The organism is Kitasatospora sp. LaBMicrA B282 (assembly GCF_050325825.1).
Lineage (GTDB): Bacteria > Actinomycetota > Actinomycetes > Streptomycetales > Streptomycetaceae > Kitasatospora.
Genome location: NZ_JBNQTI010000084.1, coordinates 1 through 20,119 on the forward strand (window position 1 = coordinate 1; position 20,119 = coordinate 20,119).

The 20,119-nt window shown below is 74.3% G+C and carries 22 protein-coding genes; 12 read left to right on the forward strand and 10 right to left on the reverse strand.

Annotated elements, in window-relative coordinates; genetic code table 11:
* Window positions 1-367: 367 nt before the first annotated feature.
* The 3 genes from ACQRUO_RS22585 to ACQRUO_RS22595 form a co-directional block, all read right to left on the reverse strand.
* Complete coding sequence (locus ACQRUO_RS22585; RefSeq protein ID WP_428317833.1) at window positions 368-1,498, reverse strand: MerR family transcriptional regulator; 1,131 nt, start codon at window positions 1,496-1,498, stop codon at window positions 368-370.
* Between the two features lie 123 nt (window positions 1,499-1,621).
* Complete coding sequence (locus tag ACQRUO_RS22590; RefSeq protein WP_428317834.1) at window positions 1,622-1,834, reverse strand: hypothetical protein; 213 nt, start codon at window positions 1,832-1,834, stop codon at window positions 1,622-1,624.
* Window positions 1,831-5,169: an SNF2-related protein gene (locus tag ACQRUO_RS22595; protein ID WP_428317835.1), complete on the reverse strand. Its 3,339-nt coding sequence runs from the start codon at window positions 5,167-5,169 to the stop codon at window positions 1,831-1,833. Before ACQRUO_RS22595 ends, ACQRUO_RS22590 begins: the two co-directional genes overlap by 4 nt.
* Window positions 5,170-5,457: 288 nt before the next feature.
* Between ACQRUO_RS22595 and ACQRUO_RS22600 the strand changes: the two genes are divergently transcribed.
* The 4 genes from ACQRUO_RS22600 (at window position 5,458) to dmpI (ending at window position 8,283) form a co-directional block, all read left to right on the forward strand.
* Window positions 5,458-6,027 carry a DinB family protein gene (locus ACQRUO_RS22600; protein ID WP_428317836.1) on the forward strand — a complete coding sequence of 190 codons (570 nt, stop codon included), beginning with the start codon at window positions 5,458-5,460 and terminating at the stop codon, window positions 6,025-6,027.
* Between the two features lie 173 nt (window positions 6,028-6,200).
* Window positions 6,201-6,845 carry a YceI family protein gene (locus ACQRUO_RS22605; protein ID WP_428317837.1) on the forward strand — a complete coding sequence of 215 codons (645 nt, stop codon included), beginning with the start codon at window positions 6,201-6,203 and terminating at the stop codon, window positions 6,843-6,845.
* Between the two features lie 147 nt (window positions 6,846-6,992).
* Complete coding sequence (locus ACQRUO_RS22610; RefSeq protein WP_428317838.1) at window positions 6,993-7,985, forward strand: LysR substrate-binding domain-containing protein; 993 nt, start codon at window positions 6,993-6,995, stop codon at window positions 7,983-7,985.
* Between the two features lie 115 nt (window positions 7,986-8,100).
* Window positions 8,101-8,283, forward strand: a complete 183-nt coding sequence (gene dmpI, locus ACQRUO_RS22615; RefSeq protein ID WP_428317839.1) for a 4-oxalocrotonate tautomerase DmpI — start codon at window positions 8,101-8,103, stop codon at window positions 8,281-8,283.
* Between the two features lie 67 nt (window positions 8,284-8,350).
* Here dmpI and ACQRUO_RS22620 read toward each other — a convergent pair whose 3' ends face one another.
* Window positions 8,351-9,325 (reverse strand): LysR family transcriptional regulator, encoded by a 975-nt coding sequence (locus tag ACQRUO_RS22620; protein ID WP_428317840.1) that lies wholly within the window; start codon window positions 9,323-9,325, stop codon window positions 8,351-8,353.
* A 151-nt stretch (window positions 9,326-9,476) separates the two neighbouring features.
* Here ACQRUO_RS22620 and ACQRUO_RS22625 point away from each other — a divergent pair, with 151 nt between their 5' ends.
* Together ACQRUO_RS22625 and ACQRUO_RS22630 are read left to right on the forward strand one after the other, a co-directional pair.
* On the forward strand, window positions 9,477-10,865 hold the full coding sequence (locus ACQRUO_RS22625; RefSeq protein WP_428317841.1) for an MFS transporter: 1,389 nt from the start codon (window positions 9,477-9,479) through the stop codon (window positions 10,863-10,865).
* An 84-nt stretch (window positions 10,866-10,949) separates the two neighbouring features.
* Window positions 10,950-11,432, forward strand: a complete 483-nt coding sequence (locus tag ACQRUO_RS22630; protein WP_428317842.1) for a macro domain-containing protein — start codon at window positions 10,950-10,952, stop codon at window positions 11,430-11,432.
* A 50-nt stretch (window positions 11,433-11,482) separates the two neighbouring features.
* On the opposite strand, the gene ACQRUO_RS22635 is transcribed toward ACQRUO_RS22630, so the two are convergent.
* Window positions 11,483-12,016: a GNAT family N-acetyltransferase gene (locus ACQRUO_RS22635; protein ID WP_428317843.1), complete on the reverse strand. Its 534-nt coding sequence runs from the start codon at window positions 12,014-12,016 to the stop codon at window positions 11,483-11,485.
* 163 nt (window positions 12,017-12,179) lie between these two features.
* On the opposite strand from ACQRUO_RS22635, the gene ACQRUO_RS22640 reads away from it, so the two are divergent.
* Window positions 12,180-12,962: a TetR family transcriptional regulator gene (locus ACQRUO_RS22640; protein WP_428317844.1), complete on the forward strand. Its 783-nt coding sequence runs from the start codon at window positions 12,180-12,182 to the stop codon at window positions 12,960-12,962.
* Between the two features lie 97 nt (window positions 12,963-13,059).
* Here the strand turns inward: ACQRUO_RS22640 and ACQRUO_RS22645 are convergent, their stop codons facing one another.
* Window positions 13,060-13,794 (reverse strand): helix-turn-helix domain-containing protein, encoded by a 735-nt coding sequence (locus ACQRUO_RS22645; protein WP_428317845.1) that lies wholly within the window; start codon window positions 13,792-13,794, stop codon window positions 13,060-13,062.
* Between the two features lie 247 nt (window positions 13,795-14,041).
* On the opposite strand from ACQRUO_RS22645, the gene ACQRUO_RS22650 reads away from it, so the two are divergent.
* Complete coding sequence (locus ACQRUO_RS22650; RefSeq protein WP_428317846.1) at window positions 14,042-14,713, forward strand: DUF4097 family beta strand repeat-containing protein; 672 nt, start codon at window positions 14,042-14,044, stop codon at window positions 14,711-14,713.
* A 54-nt stretch (window positions 14,714-14,767) separates the two neighbouring features.
* On the opposite strand, the gene ACQRUO_RS22655 is transcribed toward ACQRUO_RS22650, so the two are convergent.
* Window positions 14,768-15,025 (reverse strand): hypothetical protein, encoded by a 258-nt coding sequence (locus tag ACQRUO_RS22655; protein WP_428317847.1) that lies wholly within the window; start codon window positions 15,023-15,025, stop codon window positions 14,768-14,770.
* Window positions 15,022-15,231 carry a hypothetical protein gene (locus tag ACQRUO_RS22660; RefSeq protein ID WP_428317848.1) on the reverse strand — a complete coding sequence of 70 codons (210 nt, stop codon included), beginning with the start codon at window positions 15,229-15,231 and terminating at the stop codon, window positions 15,022-15,024. Before ACQRUO_RS22660 ends, ACQRUO_RS22655 begins: the two co-directional genes overlap by 4 nt.
* 98 nt (window positions 15,232-15,329) lie before the next feature.
* On the opposite strand from ACQRUO_RS22660, the gene ACQRUO_RS22665 reads away from it, so the two are divergent.
* The 3 genes from ACQRUO_RS22665 to ACQRUO_RS22675 all read left to right on the forward strand — a co-directional run bounded on the left by ACQRUO_RS22665 (window position 15,330) and on the right by ACQRUO_RS22675 (window position 17,114).
* Window positions 15,330-16,154: a helix-turn-helix domain-containing protein gene (locus ACQRUO_RS22665; RefSeq protein WP_428317849.1), complete on the forward strand. Its 825-nt coding sequence runs from the start codon at window positions 15,330-15,332 to the stop codon at window positions 16,152-16,154.
* 2 nt (window positions 16,155-16,156) lie between these two features.
* On the forward strand, window positions 16,157-16,351 hold the full coding sequence (locus ACQRUO_RS22670; RefSeq protein ID WP_428317850.1) for a DUF397 domain-containing protein: 195 nt from the start codon (window positions 16,157-16,159) through the stop codon (window positions 16,349-16,351).
* Window positions 16,352-16,475: 124 nt separating this feature from the next.
* Window positions 16,476-17,114, forward strand: coding sequence for a flavin reductase family protein (locus ACQRUO_RS22675; RefSeq protein WP_428317864.1), 639 nt, complete (start codon window positions 16,476-16,478; stop codon window positions 17,112-17,114).
* A 43-nt stretch (window positions 17,115-17,157) separates the two neighbouring features.
* On the opposite strand, the gene ACQRUO_RS22680 is transcribed toward ACQRUO_RS22675, so the two are convergent.
* Window positions 17,158-18,447 carry a GNAT family N-acetyltransferase gene (locus tag ACQRUO_RS22680; protein ID WP_428317851.1) on the reverse strand — a complete coding sequence of 430 codons (1,290 nt, stop codon included), beginning with the start codon at window positions 18,445-18,447 and terminating at the stop codon, window positions 17,158-17,160.
* Between the two features lie 183 nt (window positions 18,448-18,630).
* Here ACQRUO_RS22680 and ACQRUO_RS22685 point away from each other — a divergent pair, with 183 nt between their 5' ends.
* Entirely contained in the window at window positions 18,631-19,122 is a 492-nt protein-coding gene (locus ACQRUO_RS22685; RefSeq protein ID WP_428317852.1) for a hypothetical protein, read from the forward strand.
* Between the two features lie 39 nt (window positions 19,123-19,161).
* Here the strand turns inward: ACQRUO_RS22685 and ACQRUO_RS22690 are convergent, their stop codons facing one another.
* Window positions 19,162-20,106 carry a hypothetical protein gene (locus ACQRUO_RS22690; protein WP_428317853.1) on the reverse strand — a complete coding sequence of 315 codons (945 nt, stop codon included), beginning with the start codon at window positions 20,104-20,106 and terminating at the stop codon, window positions 19,162-19,164.
* Window positions 20,107-20,119: the final 13 nt, after the last annotated feature.

The following is a 20,119-nucleotide window of genomic DNA, read 5'->3' on the forward strand; positions in this document are numbered from 1 at the left end:
CCCCCCCCCCCCCCCCCCCCCCCCCCCCCCCCCCCCCCCCCCCCCCCCCCCCCCCCCCCCCCCCCCCCCCCCCCCCCCCCCCCCCCCCCCCCCCCCCCCCAGGGACCGGAGGGTCGGGCGCCGGGAGGCAGGCGGGGGCGGGGGTTGGGGCCGCGGGCGGTGGGGCTGTGGGCAGTGGCCCAGTGGCCCAGTGGCCCCGGCGCCCCCACCGCCCATGGCGAGCACCCGGGACCGCGAGGCTTGGGAGACGGCGCGGCAGGGCCCAGGACGGTGGGGTGAGACGGATCCGCAGCCGGCTCCAGACGCCGCCGGGCTGCCCGCCACCAGCAGGTCGGCGCGCAGCCCGGCGGCCCCGGCCGGGTGGGCCTCAGGTGAGGCGGATGGGCATCAGGATCGAGAAGTTGCCGGCCCGGTCGGCCTGGCGGATGGCGAGCGGGGTGATCGTGCCGCCCAGTTCCAGGGTCAGCTGGCCCGAGGCGCCGGCGGCCACGGCCTCCAGGAGGAAGTCGCGGTTGACCGCCACCCGCAGTTCGTCGGGGGCGGCGCTCTGGCCGGCCGGCTCGTCGAGCACCCGGAGTTCGCCGGCCTCGCTCACCGCGAGGACGGTGACCTGGACCTCGTCGGCGGGGCCGGACGACGCGGTGTCGGGGTGGTGGGGGCGGGTGGCGCCGGTGGTCACGGCGCGGCGCAGGGCGTCGGCGGGCAGCTCGACCCGGTGGGTGGTCTGGAGCCGGATCAGGCTGCGGTAGTCGGGGAAGTCGAGGTCCAGTCGCTCGCCCGCCACCCGGCGGCCGGCCGCCTCGGCGGCCAGGGTGGCGTCCGAGAGCAGCAGGGTGACCTCGGCCCCGCCCTGCTCCGCGTCGGCCTCCGCCGCCAGCGCGCCGATCTCGTCCACCAGCGCGGCCGGCAGCAGCACGGAAACGTCTGCCCCTGCCGTCTCTCCCGCCGATGCCCGCACCGGGGCCGCTCCGACGGCGAGCCGGTGGCGGTCGGTGGCGATCAGCCGCAGCTCACTGCCGTCCAGGTCGAACAGCACACCGCCGAGCATCGGGTACGCGGAGTCGTGGCTGACCGCGAACCGGACCGCGGCCAGCGCGGTGAGCAGGTCGGCGGCGGTCAGCGTGAGGCGGGTGGCGCCTGCGATCTGGGTGGTGCTCATCGGATTCTCCCGTCGGTCGATCAACGTGCGGACCACGGAGAGTTCACGACGCGCGTCGGCCAGCCCGTCCTCCAGCCGCCGCAGGTGCCGGTCGAGCACCTGGTGGGCGGCGGCGGGGTCGTCGGGGGCGGCCAGCACCAGCCGGATCTCGGCCAGCGGCAGTCCCACCCGGCGCAGCCGGCAGAGCAGCCGGGCGTCCGCCAGCTGGGCCGGTGCGTACCAGCGGTAGCCGGTCTGCGGGTCGACGAAGTCGGGGCCGAAGACCCCGGCACTGTCGTAGAACCGCAGCGCACTGACGGTCAGTCCGCTCTCCCGGGCCAGCCGGCCGATACTGCGCATCGCGCTCTCCATGACGAGGACTCTGGGCCCTCGACCAGGTCGAGGGTCAAGGCGAGGGCCGGGACGAGAACCCGGACAAGGGCCAGGACGAGGACCGGGACGACCCGAGGGGCCGTCACCGGATCACGATGTCAGCGCCCGGTAGACCGGCGCGAGCAGGGCCGGCAACGGGCGCCCGCGCACCACGATGCCGGGCGCCGCCAGCTGGTCGATCGGCAGCGGGCCGCGCTGCGCCCGGTCGGCCGGCTCCGGGGCGCCCAGCGGGAAGTCGCCGGTCCAGAAGTCGGCCAGGCGGTCCGGCTGTTCGCCGCCCGGCTCGGCGGTGTCCTCGGTCATTCGGCGATCGCCTCCTCGGAGAGGGTGAGCAGTTCCCGCAGTTCGGCGTCGGAGAGGTCGGTCAGCCGGTGTTCGCCCTCGCCGACCACCGCTTCGGCCAGCGCGCGCTTGGACTCGATCAGGCCGGCGATCCGCTCCTCGACGGTGCCGGCGCAGACGAAGCGGCGGACCTGGACGGTGCGGTGCTGGCCGATCCGGTGCGCCCGGTCGGTGGCCTGCTGCTCGACCGCCGGGTTCCACCACCGGTCCAGGTGCACCACCTGGTTGGCGGCGGTCAGGTTGAGGCCGGTGCCGCCGGCCTTGAGCGAGAGCAGGAAGACGCCCGGGCCCGCGTCGGCCGGCGCCTCCTGGAACCGCCGCACCAGTGCGTCCCGCCGGCTCGCCGCCAGCCGGCCGTGCAGGTGCAGCACCTCGGTGTCGAGCCGTTCGGCCAGGTGCCGGTGGAGCATCGTGCCGAACTCGGCGTACTGGGTGAAGACCAGGGTGCGGTCGCCCTCGGCGAGCGCCTCGGCCAGCACCTCCTCCAGCCGGGCCAGTTTGCCGGACCGGCCGGCCACCGCCGAGCCGTCGTGCAGCAGTTGGGCCGGGTGGTTGCAGACCTGCTTCAGTCGCCCGATCGCGCCGAGCACCGCACCCCGGCGCTGCACGCCCTTGATGCCCCGCAGCCGGTGCAGCAGGTCCGCCACCACCGCCTGGTAGAGGCCGGCCTGCTCAGCGGTCAGCGTGCACCAGACGGTCATCTCCTGCTTGGCGGGCAGCGCGAGCGCCACCGCCGGGTCCTCCTTGCGCCGCCGCAGGATGAACGGGGAGGTCCGGCGGCGCAGTTCGGCCATCCGCTCGGGGTTGGCGTGCTGCTCGACCGGGATCGCGTAGCGCTCCTTGAAGGCGGCGGCCGAGCCGAGCAGGCCGGGGTTGGCGAAGTCGAGGATCGCGTGCAGGTCGGTGAGGCGGTTCTCCACGGGGGTGCCGGTGAGCGCGATCCGGTGGTCGGCCGGGATCGAACGCAGCGCGCGGGACTGGGCGGTGGCGCTGTTCTTGAGCTGCTGCGCCTCGTCGGCGATCACCCGGTGCCAGGTGATCGCGCGCAGTTCGGGGGCGTCGCGCTGGGCCAGGCCGTAGCTGGTGATCACCAGGTCGGCGGCGGCCACCGCCGCGTGCAGCCGCTCCCCGGTGGGGCGGCCCGGGCCGTGCTGCACGTGGACGCGCAGCATCGGGGCGAACCGGGCTGCCTCGCGGCGCCAGTTGGCGAGCAGCGAGGTCGGGCAGACCAGCAGCGTCGGGCCCGGCCCGGCGGACGCCTCGGCGGGCTCCCCGGCCACCCCGGCCGCGCCGACCACTCCGGCGGAAGCCCGCCCGCCCCGCTCCGCCGCCAGCAGGGCCAGCGTCTGCACGGTCTTGCCCAGCCCCATGTCGTCGGCCAGCACCGCGCCCAGCCCGAGCCGCCCCAGCGAGCGCAGCCAGGCCACCCCGCGCTGCTGGTAGGGGCGCAGCGTGGTCCCGAAGTCCGCGGGCAGCAGCACCTCCGCCTCCGGCCGCTCCCCCGCCTCCCCCACCTCCCCCGACGCCCGCTCCCCTTCCCCGACCTCCCGCTCCCCAGCCCCCCGCTCCCCCGACAGCAGCGCGCCGAACACCCCGGCAGCGGTGATCGCGCCGATCGGCAGCCCGGCGACCAGCGCTCCGGGGTCCAGCACCACCCGCAGCAGCCGCGCGGGCGTGCTCTCACCGACCCCGCGGTGGGCCAGGAACTCCAGGGCGGCGGCGATCTGCTGGGCGTTCACCTCGATCCACTGCCCGCGCACCCGGACCAGGCCACGCTTGGCCGCCGCCAGGTCGGCCAGTTCCTTGGCGCTGAGCGGCTCGCCGTCCAGCGCGAGCCGCCACCGGAAGGCGAGCACCGCGTCCCGGTTCAGCCAGGCGTGGCCGTCCGGCGGCGGCGGACCGGCGGTGCGGCCGGGGTCGGCCGGTGCCGCATCGCGCACCGCGAGGGCCAGGCCCAGCCGGGGCCGGCGCTGCCACCAGGCGGGCAGCAGCACGCCGAAGCCGGTGTCGGCCAGCGCCGGCGCCACCTCGCGCAGGAAGTCGAGCGCGCCGTCCCGGTCCAGCGGCAGCCCGGCCGGGCGGGTGGTCCGGCAGGCCGGCAGCAGCTCGCTGCGCAGGCGCGCGGCCCGGTCGAGTTCGGCCAGGCAGGCGCCCTGCGGGTCCTCGGTCACCCGACCGAAGGCGGCCGCCGCCGCGCCGCCGGCCCACAGGTCGGCGAGCGGGACCAGCAGCGAGGGTTCGGCGACGGCCTGGAGCAGGAACTCCAGCTGCCAGTGGCGGTCCGAGGCACCGCCCGCCGGGTCGTCGGGGTCGGCGCCGAGCGGCTCCACCAGCCGGAAGCAGAGCCGAACCGCCGGTTCGGCGGGGCCGGCCGAGGCGTGCCAGACGGCCAGCTTCCGTGCCAGCTCCGGCAGTGCCGTGGCGGGTGCGCCGGGCGGCACCTCGATCCGGCCGTCGCCCGGGCCGAGGGCGGCGAACCACCGCTCGGTCAGCTGCTCGGCGGCCCGCTCGGCCGGCTCCCCCACCGGCCCGACGCCCCGGGGCAACCGCAACACCCCCGGGTGGTCCGCCAGGGTGGCGCGCACCTCGCGGTCGGTCAGCGTTGCCAGGACGTGCCCGAGCAGTTCGGCCGCGGGCCGCCCGGCGGCGGCCACCGGGGGGCAGCCGGCGGCCAGCGCGCTCGCCTCGCGGTGCTCGGCGCTCGACGGCACGGGCAGCCAGCGGGCCCGCGGCCCGCCCTCCGAGTCGACCAGCCCGGGCAGCACCCGGCCGCGGCCGGCCAGCCGCCAGGCGAGGTCGTGCACGGCGGTCAGCCAACGCAGCGAGGCCCCGTAGGCGACGTCGACCCGGCCGACCCCGGCGAGCTCGGCGCCGGCCAGCGCCCAGTGCGGATCGAAGAGCTCGCCGAGCAGCTGGGCGGCCTCGGCGGGTTCGAACGCGAGCACCGGTACCCGCCAGGCGTGCAGCGCGGTCCCGACCGCGGCGCGGTCGCGGACCCCGCCGCCGACCAGCAGCTCGGGCGAAGGCGCGGGCGCGCTGCTCAGCGTGGGTAGGGTGAGCGTGGTCCAGCGCTCGGCCGCCTGACCGGCCAGCCAGCCCAGCCCGGGGCCGATCCCGCCGAGCAGCTCGGTGAGGAGCGCGGCCGGGCAGGCGAAGGGGTGCGGGCGGGCCCCGGCGGCGGCTGCCGCCCCGGGACGAGCCGCACCGCGCGCCCGCGCGTCCTCGGCCCAGAGCAGCAACCGACCGTCGCCCGGCCCCTGCCAACCGCCGTGCACCGCGAACACCGCGCCGCTCACCTCCTCGCCCGTCCTCAGCCGTCCTCAGCCGTCCCCGGTCGCCGAACGTCCCTGATCGCAGCCTAACCAGCAGGTCTGACGACGGGATCCGGCCGAAAACCGCTCCCGGGGGCAAATGCGGACAGGATCTGACCGCAATGCCCACTACTGTCGATCTCAGCAAGGCACCACCGCACCAACCCCTCTGCTCCGGCCCCCTGTTCAGGCCGCACCGGATCCCGCCCGGGCCCGTGCAGGTCGCCGCCAGGCCCGGCCGGAGCACCCGAATCCTGAGGAAAGGCGGCAGTCATGCCCATCGTGGTCCGTGCCGAGAACGACGAGCGCGACGCACTCCTGACGTTCCTGGCGGCCCAGCGCGGCGGTCTGCACCGCGCCCTGCTCGGCCTCACCGACGAGCAGGCGAGCGCAACTCCGCTGCCCAGCACGCTCTCGCTGGCCGGTCTGATCAAGCACTCGGCGCTGGTCGAGCGCAACTGGATCTCGACGATCCTGATGGGCCGCCCGGCCGACCCGGCCGCGGGCCCGGAGCAGTGGGCGGACCAGTTCCGCCTGCTGCCGGGCGAGACCCTGGCCCAGTGGCTGACCACCTACGAGGAGGTCGCGGCCGAGACCGAGAAGATCATCGGCGACCTGCCGTCGCTCGACTTCGACTCGGCGCTGCCCAACGCTCCGTGGTTCCCGGCGGGCGCCCGCCGCACCGCGCGGTGGATCCTGCTCCACCTGATCGAGGAGTCCGGCCGGCACGCCGGCCACGCCGACCTGATCCGCGAGGCGATCGACGGCAAGACGGCCTTCGAACTGGTCGCCGCGGCCGACGCGGCCGACGTCGCAGCCACCGCAGCCGCCGCGGAGGCCTGAGCCCCGGCCGGCCCGGCCACCCGGCCGGCGGCTGCCCAGAGCGCCCGACTCGGAGATTCCTCCGGTCGGGCGTTTTTTGCGGGACATGGTTGAACATTGAACGAGATCGACGTACGGTGGAGACACCAGGAAGTTGAAGCCTCAACAAATGAGGCGAACCCGAGGAGTCCGTCATGGGCCTGTTCAGCCGCAAGACCGCCACCGCGACCACCACCGCCGCCGCGACCACCAGCCCGGCCCCCACCGGCGCGGTCGCCACCCTCACCCCCGGCACCCCGGACCTCGCCCACCTCACCGGCGACTACACCATCGACACCACCCACAGCCGGATCGGCTTCACCGTCCGGCACGCCATGGTGACCAACGTCCGTGGCGAGTTCGCCGACTACGTCGGCAAGCTGCACCTGGACGGCGGCAACCCGGCCGCCTCCACCGCCGAGCTGGTGATCCAGGTGGCCAGCATCGACACCGGCAACGAGCAGCGCGACGGCCACCTGCGCACCGGCGACTTCTTCGCGGTCGAGACCCACCCGGAGATCGCCTTCCGCAGCACCGCCACCGAGCAGCTGGACGCCGAGACCTACCGGATGGCCGGCGACCTGACCATCAAGGGGACCACCCGCCCGGTGGCGCTCACCCTGGAGTTCACCGGCAGCGCGGTCGACCCGTACGGCGTGCAGCGGCTCGGCTTCGAGGGGACGACCACCGTCGACCGGACCGACTTCGGCCTCAGCTACAACGCCGCGCTGGAGACCGGCGGCGTGCTGATCGGCGAGAAGGTCAAGCTGACCTTCGACATCTCCGCCGTCCGCGCCTGAACCCGGCCGCGCCACCAGCAGGCCACCGCCGTCCACCACCGCCCCACCTCCCGCCCGACCCCTGTCCGGTCCCCGGTGCCGCCGCGTGCGGCAGGATGGCCGGGGACCTGGGGAGAAGCGGCCGGGGGCAAGAGGGGGACGGGGCCGGTGGAACTACGACAGCTGCGCTACTTCGTGACGGTGGCCGAGGAACTGCACTTCGGCCGCGCGGCCGAACGACTGCTGATCGGCCAACCCGCCGTGAGCCAGCAGATCCGCCGGTTGGAGCGGGAGTTGAAGGTGGAGCTGTTCGACCGCACGCCCCGCCTGGTCCGCCTCACCACCGCCGGCGAGGCCTTCCTGCCCGCCGCCCGCGCAGTGCTCACCGCCGAGGACGCCGCCCGCACGGTCGCCGCCGACCTGGCCACCGGCAAGCTCGGCGCCTTCCGGATCGGCACCGTCACCGGACTCGGCGAGCGGCTCGACCGGATCCTGGACGCCTTCGACCTCCAGGCCCCGGGCCTACGGGTGGAACTGGTCGCCCTCCCGGGCAAGGAGCGGCTGACCCAGCTCGCCGACGGCCGCCTGGACGCCGCCTTCCTCCGTGGCCCACTCCCCGACCACGTCCCCGACCTGCGCCAACTGGCCTGCTGGCAGGACGAACTGATCGCCGCCGTGCCCGCCAGGCACCCACTCGCCGAACGGCCCGAACTCGCGCTCGCCGACCTCGCCGAGCTCCCGCTGCTGCTGACCGAACGCCGCAACCACCCCACCCTGGTGGACCTGGTGTTGAACGCCTGCCGGGCTGCGGGCTTCGACCCGGTCCCCGGCCCGGCGCCCTCCGGTGGGCTGCAGGACACCCTGGCCGTGCTCGGCGCGGGCAGCCCGATGTGGACCGTGGTGTACGCCGCCAACGCCCAGGTGACGCGGGTGCCCCGGGTCGCCTTCGTGCCGTTCCGCGCACCGGGCCTGCACCTGCCCGTCGTGCTGGCCGTCCGCCGCGGGCCCGCCACCCCGGCGCTCCGGCTGCTGCGCGCCGCCTGCGCACCGCAGCACCCGACCACGACGACGACCACGGCCACGACCGCGAGCACGGCCACGCCCACAACCACGACCACGACCACAACCACGACCACGACCAGCAGCGATCAGGATTCGTGATCGCTGCGAGAGCGATTCGGGTCTGGGTCGACCGGGGTCCCGCGCGGTGGACTTGTCCTGTCGGTCGGACGCCCCGGAAGAGCCGGAGCGCGGGCCGTGAGCCAAGGAGCCGAAGATGCCCATCGTCACCGTGCAGCAGGGTCCCCGCAGCGTCGAGCTGAAGCGCGAGCTGGTCGCCCGGATCACCGACGCGTTCGTGGACGCCTACCGGATCCCCGCCGAGGCCGTGCAGGTCTGGATCCACGAGGTCCCCACCGACAGCTGGGGCGCGGCCGGCACCCTGCAGGCGGACAAGTAGCGGACGGACGCCGGCCCGCCCCGCCCGCTGCCGGCCCGGCCCACCCCACCAGCCAGCGGCGGGGGTCTCACCCACCGGCGGCGGCCAGCAGGGCCTCGTCCGCCGCGGCCAGCCAGGCCGCCGGCGGCCGGACCAACCACCCCTCCCGCGCGCCCAGTTCGGCCGCGCAGTCGGCGAGCAGCGCGAGCTCCGGCGGGAGCGGCCCGGGTCGGCTCACCAGGCTCACCAGGGTGAGCGGCACCGGGTCGACCAGCGGCCGGGTCACCACGCCCGGCAGGTCGGGCCCACCCACCGTGGTGAGCATCGGGTGCCCGCGCTGGGCCAGGTACCGGGCGGTCTCGGCCTCGCCCACCGGGCCTGGCGCCGCCGGGGCGGGCGTCAACCCGTGAGCGGCCAGCAGCCGTTCACCGTACTCGGTCCACTCGGTGGTGGCCGGGTTGCCGGCGCAGACGTCCACCGGATGGCCGGCCAGCTCGGCCAGCCGGATCGCGGTCCGGTCGGCCAGCGGGTGCTCCGCCGGGAGCAGCAGCGCGGCCCGTTCCAGCCGTACCGGCCGTTGGGCCAGCCGCTCGCGCTGGGTGGCGGGCAGTCCACTGAACCAGCCGAACGAGGCGTCCAGCCGCTCGGCGAGCAACTCCCGGGCGCCGGCGGCCAGTCCGCCGTGATAGCGGGCCAGCAGCCGGACCTGCGGGTCGGCCGCCCGGGCCGCGGCCAGCAGCCGGTCCGCCGTCAGGTCGGGGCCGCTCACCGCACTATTGAGGTCGACCAGCACGGCCCGGGGCGGCGGCGGGTCCAGCATCTCCTGCTGCAGTGCGAGCAGCCGCCGGGCCTGCGGCAGCAGCCGCTCGCCCGCCTCGGTGAGCGCCACGCTGCGGGTGGTACGGGTGAACAGGGTGCGCCCGAGCAGGCGTTCCAGCGTCCTGATGTCGCGACTCAGCGCCTGCTGCGCCAGGTGCAGGCGGGCGGCGGCCCGGCCGAAGTGCAGCGTCTCGGCGGTGGCCACGAAGCCGCGCAGCAGGCGGGGGTGCAGGTCGACGGGCATGCAGGCCAGGCTAACGAACGGGCGGCGGGCGGCCGGGGCCGACCACCGGATTGACAACACGGGTGCGTCAATCGGTCGGACTCGGTGTTGGACCCGACGACCGCCGGGCAGCGAGGCTTGGCGTCATCCACCCCACCCGCCCGGAGGCCCGTTGCCCACGCCTGCCCGCACCACCCCAGCCGTCGCCGCCACCCCGCCCGCCGCCACCGCCTCACCCACCACCACCCCAGCCGTCGCCGCCACCGCCCCTGCCACCACCGCCGCACCCACCGGTGGCCCGCTCGCCGCCTACCGCCGGGTCTTCGCCGTCCCCGGCGCCGTAGCGTTCACCCTGGCCGGGCTGATCGGCCGGCTCTCCTTCTCGATGCTCGGCATGAGCCTGCTCACCGCCGTGGTCGACCGGCGCCACTCCTACGCGCTGGCCGGCGCGGTCGCCGCCGCCGGCACGGTGGGCGTGGCCGTCGGCATGCCGCTGCTCGGGCGCCTGGTCGACCGGTACGGGCAGCACCGCATCTCGCTGCCCGCCGCACTGCTCGCCGCCGGGCCGCGCGCCGCGCTGCCGCTGCTGGTGCACTCCGGCGCCCCGGCCTGGGCGCTCTGCGCCGCCGCGGGCACAGCCGCCGCGCTCTCCCCCAACCTCGGCGGCATGGCCCGCGCCCGCTGGGCCCACCTGCACGGCGCCGACCCGGAGTTGCTGCACCGCGCCAACGCGCTGGAGCAGGCGCTGGACGAGCTCTGCTACCTGGCCGGCCCGGTGCTCGGCGTGCTGCTCTGCAGCGCGTTCTTCCCGGAGGCCGGGTTGGCCGCGGTCGCGCTGCTGTCGGCCGGCGGCGGAGTGCTGTTCGCGGTGCAGCGCCGCACCGAACCGCCGGTGCCGGCGGCGGGCACCACCAAGGCATCCGCACACACCGCGCGCTCGCCGCTGCGGACGCCCGGCTTCCCCCTCCTGGTCGCCGTCTTCGCGGGCACCGGAGTGGTGTTCGGCTCCCTGGAGATCACCACGCTCGCCTGGGCGGGCGAGCACGGCCACCAGTCCGCGACCGGGGTGCTGCTGGCCCTGCTGGCCGCCGGTTCCGGCCTCTCCGGTCTGCGCCATGGGCTGCGCGGCGGACGCGGCGGCCCGGAGCGGCAGTTGCGGCGCAGCCTCGCGGCGATGGCCGGCCTGCTCCTGCTGCCGTGCGCGGTGGTGGCGGCGGGCGGCGGCTTCGGCCTGCTGGCGGTGGCGCTCTTCGTGGCCGGCGGCGGGACGGCACCCACCATGGTCAGCGGGATGACCCTGGTGCAGCGGCTGCTGCCGGCCGGCGCGCTCAACGAGGGGATGGCGTTCGCGGTCTCCGGCATCGTCAGCGGCATCTCGGCCGGCTCGGCCCTCGGCGGCCTGCTGGCCCAGCGCACCTCCCCCACCGGCGGCTACCTGCTCGCCGCCGGAGCCGGCGCGCTGGCGCTGCTGCTCGCCGTGCTCGGCACCCGGCGGCTGCGGCTGCCCGCTCCACAGAACGCCACAACCGGTGCCGGCGGCGCTGCCGGCGGCTCCTCGTAGGCCTGCTGTCTGCGGCTCCGCACCGGCTCGCTGTCAGCGGCTCCGCACTGGCTCACTGTCAGCGGCCCCTCCTAGGCTCGCGCCATGGGGAGTGCGATCAGGTACCTGCGCGGGGACGCCAGCAGCCCGCAGGCCAAGGGGCCCAAGGTGATCGCCCACGTCTGCAACGACCTGGGCGGCTGGGGGAAGGGGTTCGTGCTGGCGCTGTCGAAGCGCTGGCCCGAGCCGGAGGCCGCCTACCGGCGCTGGCACCGCGAACGCGCCGGCAACGACTTCGGGTTGGGTGCGGTGCAGCTGGTGCAGGTGGAGCGCGACACCTGGGTGGCCAACCTGGTCGGCCAGCGCGGCACCCGGACCGGCCGCTCCTCCGGCGTGCCGGTCCGCTACCCGGCGATCGACACCGCCCTGGACCGGCTCGCCGCCCCCATGCTGGAGCTGGGCGCCTCGGTCCACCTGCCGCGGATCGGCTGCGGCCTGGCCGGTGGGCGCTGGGAGCTGGTCGAACCGCTGCTCCACTCCCGCCTGGTGGCGCGCGGCATCGCGGTCACGGTCTACGACCACGACTGACCCGCGTGACCAACTGACCCACGTGACCGACCGCCCCGCGCGCCGCCCGGTCAGGGGCGGGCCCAGGTGTACTCGTACTCCGGCAGTTCGCCGCCGCCCGGGAAGACGGCCGCGCCCTGCCGGGTCCGCACCGCGCCGGCCCGCTCGTAGAAGGCGATGGCCCGCCGGTTGTCGCGCAGCACCTCCAGGTAGAGCGGCTCGCCGGGATGGGTCCGCGCGGTCCAGTCGCGGGCCGCGGCCAGCAGCCGACCGCCGATCCCGCCGCCGGTCAGCCCCGGGCGCACGTGCAGGTTGTCCAGCAGCACCCGGCCGTCCGGCTGCGGGACCAGGTACCCGAAGCCGAGCAGCTCGCCCCCGGTGCGCTCGGCCAGCAGCAGGACGGGCTGCGCGGCCAGCTCGCCGTAGTCGACGGTGAGGCGCAGCGCCCACAACTCCTGCCGCTGGGCGGCCAGCCCGTCGCCGAGCGCGGCGGCGGGCACGATGCCGGCGTAGGCGGTGCGCCAGCTCTCGGCGTGCAGCTCGGCCACGGCGGACGCGTCATCGGGGCCGCCGTGGCGGATGGCGAACTCGGCGTGATCGGTCATGCGGTGATCCTGCCAGGTCGGGCCCGGGACGGCCGGGGCCGGGGCCGGACGGCACGGCAGTACGGCGGGCAGCGCGCCGACCCACCCCCACCACGTGGGCACGCCCGCCCTCTCCGTCCTGATCCCTGCTGCCCCGCGACACCGCGGGCTAGGCTCATGCCTCGTGGACGACGACCCGAGGACCCAAGCCGACGACCAGCCGACGGGCGGGGACACCGGCGCCCCCGAGCTCCCCGGCGGGCGCGCCCTGCCCAAGACCGACAAGAGCGAGCAGACCCGCGCGCTCATCCTGGAGACGGCGATGCGCCTCTTCCAGGAACGCGGCTACGACAAGACGACCATGCGCGCCATCGCCACCGAGGCGGGCATCTCGGTCGGCAACGCCTACTACTACTTCGCCGGCAAGGAATTCCTGATCCAGGGGTTCTACGACCGGATGACGTACGACCACGCAACCGACGCCCGCGCCCGGATGGCGCACACCCGCGACTTCACGGAGCGCCTGGAGATCGCCCTCGCCTCCTGGGTCGACACGGCCGCGCCCTACCACGAGTTCGCCGCCCAGTTCTTCCGCACGGCCGCGGACCCGACCAGCTCGCTGAGCCCGTTCTCCGACGAGTCCCACCCGGCCCGGGCCACCGCCGTGGACCTCTTCCGCGAAGTGCTCACCGGCTCGGAGCTGGCCCCCAAGCTGGACCGCGAACTCGTCGACCTGCTCCCCGACGTGCTCTGGCTCTACCTGATGATCGTGGTCCTCTACTGGGTCTTCGACCGGACCCCGGACACCGAGCGCACCAGGGAGTTCGTCCGCCGCTCCGCCCCCATGGCCGCCCGGGTGATCAACCTCTCCCGCTACCGGATGTTCCGCCCGATCGTCCGCGACGCCAAGGGCCTGATCCAGGACTTCATCCTGCCGACCATAGGCAAGGCCGCACCGGGCCGGTGAGACCCGGCCACCCCGCCACCCTGCCCCCATGAAGCAGCCGGCCGGCACGGTCGACGCGGCTCGGCTCAGGCGCGGCGGGGATCAGGCGCGGCGCGGCTCAGACCGGGGTGTCCGCGGTCTTTTCGGGGCTCGCGTAGAGGATTTCGCGGGCCTGCTCCGCGGCGCGGGCCGTGCTCTCGGAGACGAAGTCGAGGAAGCGGGCGATGTTCTCGAGGCGGGCGGCGGCCGGGGTGCCGGGCCCGAGGACGCCGACGCCCTCGCGCGCGGTGTCGACGATCTGGGCGGTGGCGCGGGCGCTGGCCATCATGGACTCGTACCAGACGTCGTTGTCGGCGACGTAGCGCTCGCGCCGGCCCTCGTCGCGCTCCCGGCGCACCAGGCCCTGGCCCTCCAGGAAGGCGATCGCCTTGGAGATGGACGCCGGGCTGACCTGGAGTCGCTCGACGAGTTCGGACGCGGTGAGGCTGCCCTCGTCCGTGGTGTAGAGGCAGGCCAGCACCCGGGACATCATCTTGGCCAGGCCGGACTGCATGAGGACGGTGGTGAACGTCTCCTCGTACGCGCGCACCGCCTCGGGGTCGCGCCCGTGGCGCTGCGGAGGCGTCGCCGCGCCGCGGGCGGCGACCTGCTTGCGGCGGTGGGTGCGCTGTTCGGTGGCGCGGTGGGCGAGCTCGGCCCGGTAGGAGCCGGGACCGCCGTTGCGCATCACCTCGCGGGTGATCGTGGAGGTCGGACGGTCCAGACGCCGGGCGATCTCCGCGTAGGCGAGGCGGTCGGCCAGCCCCAGCGCGATCTGCTGGCGTTCCTGCTGGGTGAGTCTGCCTCCCGGCATGCGCGCTCTCCTTCGTGCTCCGTGGTGCGCCCAGCATAGCGTTCACACTCAATCCATTGCAACGCACTGCACACCTGACGTTGCATTACCCGCAGAACGGTTGCAACGATTTCTCGCCATTGACCTGCAGTTACACGGATTTCTCGTGCCGCAACTGTTGCCATCTTCATGAACGCAACGTAGCTTTTCGTTCATCAGAAAACGGCGGGGCCGACCGGGCGCCCGCCGCAGACGAAGGAGAACCACGGTGCACACGTTCACCACCCCCGCGCCCATCTCGACCGTCCTGGACATCCCCGCCGGGCACATCCGCTTCATCGCCACCGACCGGGTCGACACCACGGTCGAGGTCCGGCCCGTCGACACCGGCAAGAGCCGCGACGTGCAGGCCGCCGAGCAGACCACGGTCGCCTACACCGACGGTATCCTGCTCATCGAGGCCGCATCCGCGAAGAACCGGATCCTCGGCAGCTCCGGCTCCGTCGAGGTGACCGTCCAACTGCCGGCCGGCTCGCGCGTCGAGGCCAAGGCGGCCAGTGCCGACCTGCGCGGCGTCGGACGCCTCGGGGACGTCACCTTCGAGGCCGCACGGGCCACGGTGGAGCTCGACGAGGTCGCGGGCGTCCGGGTCGCCCTCCAGCTCGGCGACGTCACCATCGGCCGCCTCGGCGGCGACGCCCACGTCACCACCCAGAAGGGCGACCTCACCATCACCGAGGCCACCCGCGGCACCGTCACGCTGCACACCAAGCTCGGCGACGTCCAGATCGGGGCCGCCCGCGGGACCTCCGCCAGCCTGGACGCCAACACCGGCCTCGGCAGCATCCGCAACTCGCTCGACAACACCGGGGGTTCGGCCACCGGACTCACCATCCACGCCACCACCGGGCTCGGTGACATCACCGGCCGCAGCCTCTGAACCACGAAGGACACGGAGGACACGGAGGACACGGACACCATGAGCTTCACCCGGCTACGCCGACGGCGCCTGCGAGCGACGCCGAGCGCGGATCCGGAGCCGGTGGAGGTGACGGGCGGCCCGCTCGAACCCGTCCTGACAGTAGGGAAGTTCGACGGTCCGCCCGTCACCGGTGACAATCCGCGGCCCGGGCGCCACGACGGTCTCCCGGTCGCAGCAGACGCAGCAACCGAACGCCCACTGATCGCGCGGCGGCAGCGAGAGCGGTGAGGTGGCGAAGTCCGCCTCCGGGGAGTGGACTTGCGCACTCACGGGGCCACCTCGGGAGGCAGCGGCTCGACCTCGCTCTGCGGACACTCCCACTCGACGCCGCCACCCACCGGACGCAGGTACACCGTGGGGTCCTTGCCGAACCCGTCGCACTGGTACACCCCGCGACGGCCGTCCCGGCCATCCCGCACCAACTCGCCGACACGGGGGGCGTACAGGGGTCGCGGAGGCTTTCTGCGCGCGCTCATCATGGCTCCTTTCCGTAGTTGAACCACTACCGAGAGCACTCACTTTCCCTTAGGCTCAGCTCGTCTTCAACCTGTCGGATCGGAAGGAGTGGTAGATCTTGAACCGACGCGACTTGGACCCGGACGAGTCTCCTCGCGCCGCTTTCGGCGCCCAACTCCGCAGCTCACGCGAGGAACGCGGGTGGACCCAGGATGAGCTCGGCGAACGGATGGAGTACTCCTCGACCCACGTTTCGGCCGTCGAAACCGGTCGCAAACCCCCAACCTCGCGTTTTGCAAGACAAGCTGACGCCGCATTCGGCAGCGGCAACAGGTTCGTCGACCAGTACCGTGATGTTCGCAGCGCTTCGATCCTCGAAGGGTTCGAGGAGTACGCGGCACAAGAGGCGAGGGCTCGAGAGATCCGCGTCTTCGAACTCGGCGTGATACCGGGTCTGCTCCAGACGCCCGAGTACGCGGAAGCCCTGGCCGCCGCCGAAGTACGACGCGGAAGCATCACCCAGGAACAGGCCGACGAGCGCGTGGCGTACCTGCTGGCCCGGCAACGTCGCCTCGCAACGCCCACCGCACCGCTGGTCCATGCCGTTCTCGACGAAAGCTGTCTACGCCGCACCATCGGGGGCGCCGAGGCGATGGACCGCCAACTGGCCAAGCTGGAGCAGCTGGGCAGTACGCCGGGTGTGATCCTCCAGGTCGCCCCGTTCTCGATGGGCGAAGATCGACCGTTCGCCCTGCCGGTGCATTTGCTGACGCTGCCCGACCGAAGCCTGATCGGATACTCGGAGTCCGAGGGCCAGGGACACCTGCAGCGAGATTCCAACATCCTTGCGGCGTGGGACAGGAACTACCATCGGCTTCAGGTGGGCGCGCTTTCCGAAGCAGCGTCCCTCGACCTCGTTCGCGCCGCTCGGAAGGAACTGTGAACATGTCCGGCGTCAGTTGGCGTAAATCGAGCTACAGCCAGCAAGGCGGCGCCTGCATCGAGGTGGCCGCCAACCTCCCCACCCACATCCCCGTCCGCGACTCCAAAGACCCCCACGGCCCCGCCCTCGCCTTCACCCCCACCGCCTTCACCGCCTTCCTCGCCGCCATCAAGGACGACACCCTCCACACCACGTGAACCCGGAGCGCCAGGGCGGATTTCCGCCAGCAGCATGCGTCTGCCTCCGGGAGAGTCAACAGTGGCTCGTGGGCCTGCTCACGAGTCTCCGGTTGGCGACCCTTGAGGCTTGAGAGGCGAACACGTGCACGTGGTGCCAGGACTGAAGGTCCTCTACTTCGGAACTCCGGTGGTGCTGATCAGCTCGCTCAACGAGGACGGGACGGCGAACCTCGCGCCGATGTCCTCCGCGTGGTGGCTGGGTCAGTCCTGCATGCTCGGTCTCGGCAGCCGCAGCCAGACCACCGTGAACCTGTTGCGCGAGGGCGAGTGCGTGCTCAACCTGCCCTCGTCGGCGATGGTCGATGCCGTCGACCGGATCGCGCTCACCACCGGGACGGCGGAGGTGCCGGACTACAAGGTGGCGCAGGGCTACCGCTACGAGCCGGACAAGTTCGCACTCGGGCGGCTGACCCGGCAGGCGTCGGAGCTGGTCCGCGCGCCCCGGGTGGCGGAGTGTCCGGTGCAGTTGGAGTGCCGGGTCGTCTCGGACCGTCCCTTCGGCGGTCCCGGTACGCGGGCCACCGCCATCGAGGTCGAGGTCCTTCGCGCCCACGTCGACGAGGAGTTGGTCATCCCGGGCACGCACCACGTGGACCCGCTGGGCTGGGACCCGTTGATCATGAAGTTCTGCGAGTTCTTCGGTGGCGGGCGCAACGTCCACCCGTCAAGGCTCGCCGGCGGCTGGAACATGCCGCACGACCTGCGGTCGGCAACCGTCTGAACCTCGCCGGAACGCGACCCGCCACCCAGCCCCGGAAGGGGTCTCAGAACATGTCGCCGTTGAACGGCCGCTGCGGCGTGGCGAGCAGCCGGTCGAGGGCGAAGGCGGCGCCCGGCCGGCGTTCCTCGAGCAGGCCCGCCGCGGCGAGGCGGCCGGCGGACTCGCCGCCCAGGAAGAGCGTGCCGAGCGCGCCGGCGGTCAGGGCGAGGTCGGGGGCGTCGGTGGTCGGGGTGGCCGCGCCGGTGCCCGTGGTGTCGGCGGACAGCGCCCAGCGGCCGGCGAGGTAGCCCGCCGGGTCGTCGATCTCCAGCACCACCCGCCCGGGGCCGGCGAACTGCCGGGCTGCGCAGACGGCGGGCAGGTCCAGCAGTCGCAGCCAGAGGAAGTCGCCGGTGTCCTCGTGCGGCAGTGCCGCGCGCGGGTTGGCGAGGAGCAGCGGCAGCGGGTCGTCGACGCCCAGCCGCGGGACCTCCAGCCTGGTGACCCAGTCGACCGACGCGAGGTAGCGCCAGAGGGTCACCGCGGTGGCCCGGTCCAGCGCCATGAAGTCGCGCACCGTCAGGGTGCAGTTCGGCAGCATGCCGTCCCACTGGTCGTCGACCCGGTAGACCGCCAGGCCGGTGACGGTGTCGGCGGCGTCCCGGTGGACCACCGCGAACGGTCGCTTGAACTCGGCGCCCGGTTGGATGACCTGTCCGGTCAGGGTCTGCCAGTACGCGTCGTCGCGGGTGACCGCGCCGGGCCGACCGGGCAGCCAGCGTTCGTGCAGCCCGGGGCCGATCTTGGCCAGTTCCGTCAGATCGATCAGCTCCAGGCGGCCGCCGGCCGGGCTGCGCAGGTCCGCCGGCAGGTCGGCGCGCAGACCGCCGGCCACCCGCAGGTCGATCCGCACACCGTGGCTGCGGGCCGCCGGGCCGAAGCCGAACCGGCCGTAGATCGGGTACTCGGCGGCGATCAGCACCGCTGCCGGCTCGCCGCGCTCCAGGGCGGCGGCCAGGTCGTTGGCCATCATCCGGGAGAGCAGGCCGCGCCGCCGGTGGGTCGACTGCACCGTCACCCCGCTGACCGCCGAAACCGGCAGCAGGGCCCCGCCGGGGAGCGCCAGCTTGAACGGGAAGCTGCGCATCGTGCCGACCACCCGCCCGCGGTCGAAGGCGGCCTGCATCCGGCCGGGGTGGTAGCGCAGGCGGCGGTACTCCTCGCCGTCCGGGTCCTGCGGCCGCAGGAAGCCGAGGTTCACCGCGGCCCCCCAGGCCGCGATCTCGTCCTCGCCGATCGGGCGGATCTCGATGTCGTCGTCCGTGGTCGCGGTGGCACTGTTCGCGGAGCTCATCGGTCCACGGTAGGACCGGACGCCACTGCGGGTCACCCGGTTTTCCGCTGCCGCGGCCCGGCCCCGCCCGCACGATGTTGAACGCATTCAAAACAGCCTTGAACACGTTCAAAAAGAGCCCTACAGTCATCCGTGCGGCCACCCGGCACCGGGCGCGCCGCCGTGTCGAGCTGGGGGTGAGCCATGCGCAGCAGGTGGCAGATGGCCGCGGCGGGCGCCGCCGTCGGGTGGGCGGGCAGCGCCGCCACGACGGGCGTGCTGCTCTGCATCGGTGGGCTGTGGGCCGGCGCTCCGCCGCAGGCGGTGCTCTTCTTCGTGCTCCTCTACGCGGTCCCGGTGGCCTTCGCCGGCCTCTTCGGCCTGCTGCCGGGCCTGCTGGGCGCGCTGGTCCTGGCCGGCACCGAAGCGCCGACCACCCCGCACGAGCGGGCCCGGGCCGGCTGGCTGGCCGGCGTGAGCGCGGCCAGCGGCGTGCTGTGCGAGCTCTTCGGACTCTTCGTCGTACTGCACCTGCCGCCGGAGCAACCGCTGGTCGCCGTGCCGGCCTGCACGATGGTCACCGTCGCCGTCCTCGGCGGCCGGCTGCTCGGCCCCCGCCTCGCCGACCGCCGCTGGGCCGCCCGGCTCACCCCCGACCGGATCCCGAACTGGCGCCCGCCCTACGGCCTGGCGTAACAGCCGACCCGTGCCGCCCCCTCGGCGACCCGACCGCCCTCAGCCGCGCCTACGCGGCCCGCGGGCCGCGTAGCTGCGCGGGCGGCCGGCCTGCACCGTGCGCCGCCGCTGGTCGGCGCCGCGCTCCGGCGCCGCCTGCGGAGTGCGGGCCGCGCGGGCCGCGTCGAGGTGCGCGGTGGCCCGGGCCGCCATCGCCTCCGCCATCCGGTGGGTGGCGGCGTGGTGCGCCGGCACCTTGTCGGGCGCGCCGGCGATCAGGTCGAAGACCCAGGTGCGTGCCCGGTCGATCCGGGCGTGCAGCAGCCGCTCCCGGCGCACCGCCCGGGCCCGCCGGCGCGGCCGGCCGGCGTACCACCAGCGGGCCCACGGACTGGACGGCCGGGCCAGCCGGATCGCCCCGATCCAGGACAGGCCCGGCACCATGATCCCGAGCAGCCCGGTCCACACCTTGCCCTTGAACAGCGCGACCACCGAGGCCAGCGCGTTCACCGAGATCACCGCGACCAGTCCCCAGTGCCCGCCGTCGGTGCCGGTCTGCCCGGGCAGCCCGAGCGGCACCGCGCCGGTCAGCAGCAGCGCGGTGAGCAGGATCCCGAGGATCACCGCGTCCACCGACTTGCGGCCGGCCTCGCTCCAGTAGACGTCCTCCAGGTGCAGGATCAGCGCGAACTCGTCCAGCACCAGCCCGCAGCCGATGCCGAAGAGCAGGCCGAACCAGTCGATCCACGGGTGCCCGCCGTTGGTCGCGAAGACCCCGATGCCGGCCACCAGCAGGCAGCCGACGCCGAACACCATGTGGTGGATGTGCAGCCCGCCCGGGGTGATGTTCCCCGGCCACCAGCGCACCCGGGCGCGGATCATCCGGACGCTGAACCGGATGAAGAGGAACGAGCTGATGAAGCCGACCAGCAGCAGGAAGAGCGGTTGCTTGTGGGCGGCGACGATGTGCTCGCGGTATCCCTCCACCAGGCCGGCGATCTGCATGGGCGGTACTTCC

What these genes read in the sequence shown, in the direction of transcription:
- ACQRUO_RS22585 (WP_428317833.1), bottom strand. Translation starts at nt 1,498, where the DNA reads ATGCGCAGTATCGGCCGGCTGGCCCGGGAGAGCGGACTGACCGTCAGT.
- ACQRUO_RS22590 (WP_428317834.1), bottom strand. Translation starts at nt 1,834, where the DNA reads ATGACCGAGGACACCGCCGAGCCGGGCGGCGAACAGCCGGACCGCCTG.
- ACQRUO_RS22600 (WP_428317836.1), top strand. Translation starts at nt 5,458, where the DNA reads ATGCCCATCGTGGTCCGTGCCGAGAACGACGAGCGCGACGCACTCCTG.
- ACQRUO_RS22605 (WP_428317837.1), top strand. Translation starts at nt 6,201, where the DNA reads ATGGGCCTGTTCAGCCGCAAGACCGCCACCGCGACCACCACCGCCGCC.
- dmpI (WP_428317839.1), top strand. Translation starts at nt 8,101, where the DNA reads ATGCCCATCGTCACCGTGCAGCAGGGTCCCCGCAGCGTCGAGCTGAAG.
- ACQRUO_RS22620 (WP_428317840.1), bottom strand. Translation starts at nt 9,325, where the DNA reads ATGCCCGTCGACCTGCACCCCCGCCTGCTGCGCGGCTTCGTGGCCACC.
- ACQRUO_RS22630 (WP_428317842.1), top strand. Translation starts at nt 10,950, where the DNA reads ATGGGGAGTGCGATCAGGTACCTGCGCGGGGACGCCAGCAGCCCGCAG.
- ACQRUO_RS22635 (WP_428317843.1), bottom strand. Translation starts at nt 12,016, where the DNA reads ATGACCGATCACGCCGAGTTCGCCATCCGCCACGGCGGCCCCGATGAC.
- ACQRUO_RS22645 (WP_428317845.1), bottom strand. Translation starts at nt 13,794, where the DNA reads ATGCCGGGAGGCAGACTCACCCAGCAGGAACGCCAGCAGATCGCGCTG.
- ACQRUO_RS22660 (WP_428317848.1), bottom strand. Translation starts at nt 15,231, where the DNA reads ATGAGCGCGCGCAGAAAGCCTCCGCGACCCCTGTACGCCCCCCGTGTC.
- ACQRUO_RS22670 (WP_428317850.1), top strand. Translation starts at nt 16,157, where the DNA reads ATGTCCGGCGTCAGTTGGCGTAAATCGAGCTACAGCCAGCAAGGCGGC.
- ACQRUO_RS22680 (WP_428317851.1), bottom strand. Translation starts at nt 18,447, where the DNA reads ATGAGCTCCGCGAACAGTGCCACCGCGACCACGGACGACGACATCGAG.
- ACQRUO_RS22685 (WP_428317852.1), top strand. Translation starts at nt 18,631, where the DNA reads ATGCGCAGCAGGTGGCAGATGGCCGCGGCGGGCGCCGCCGTCGGGTGG.
- ACQRUO_RS22690 (WP_428317853.1), bottom strand. Translation starts at nt 20,106, where the DNA reads ATGCAGATCGCCGGCCTGGTGGAGGGATACCGCGAGCACATCGTCGCC.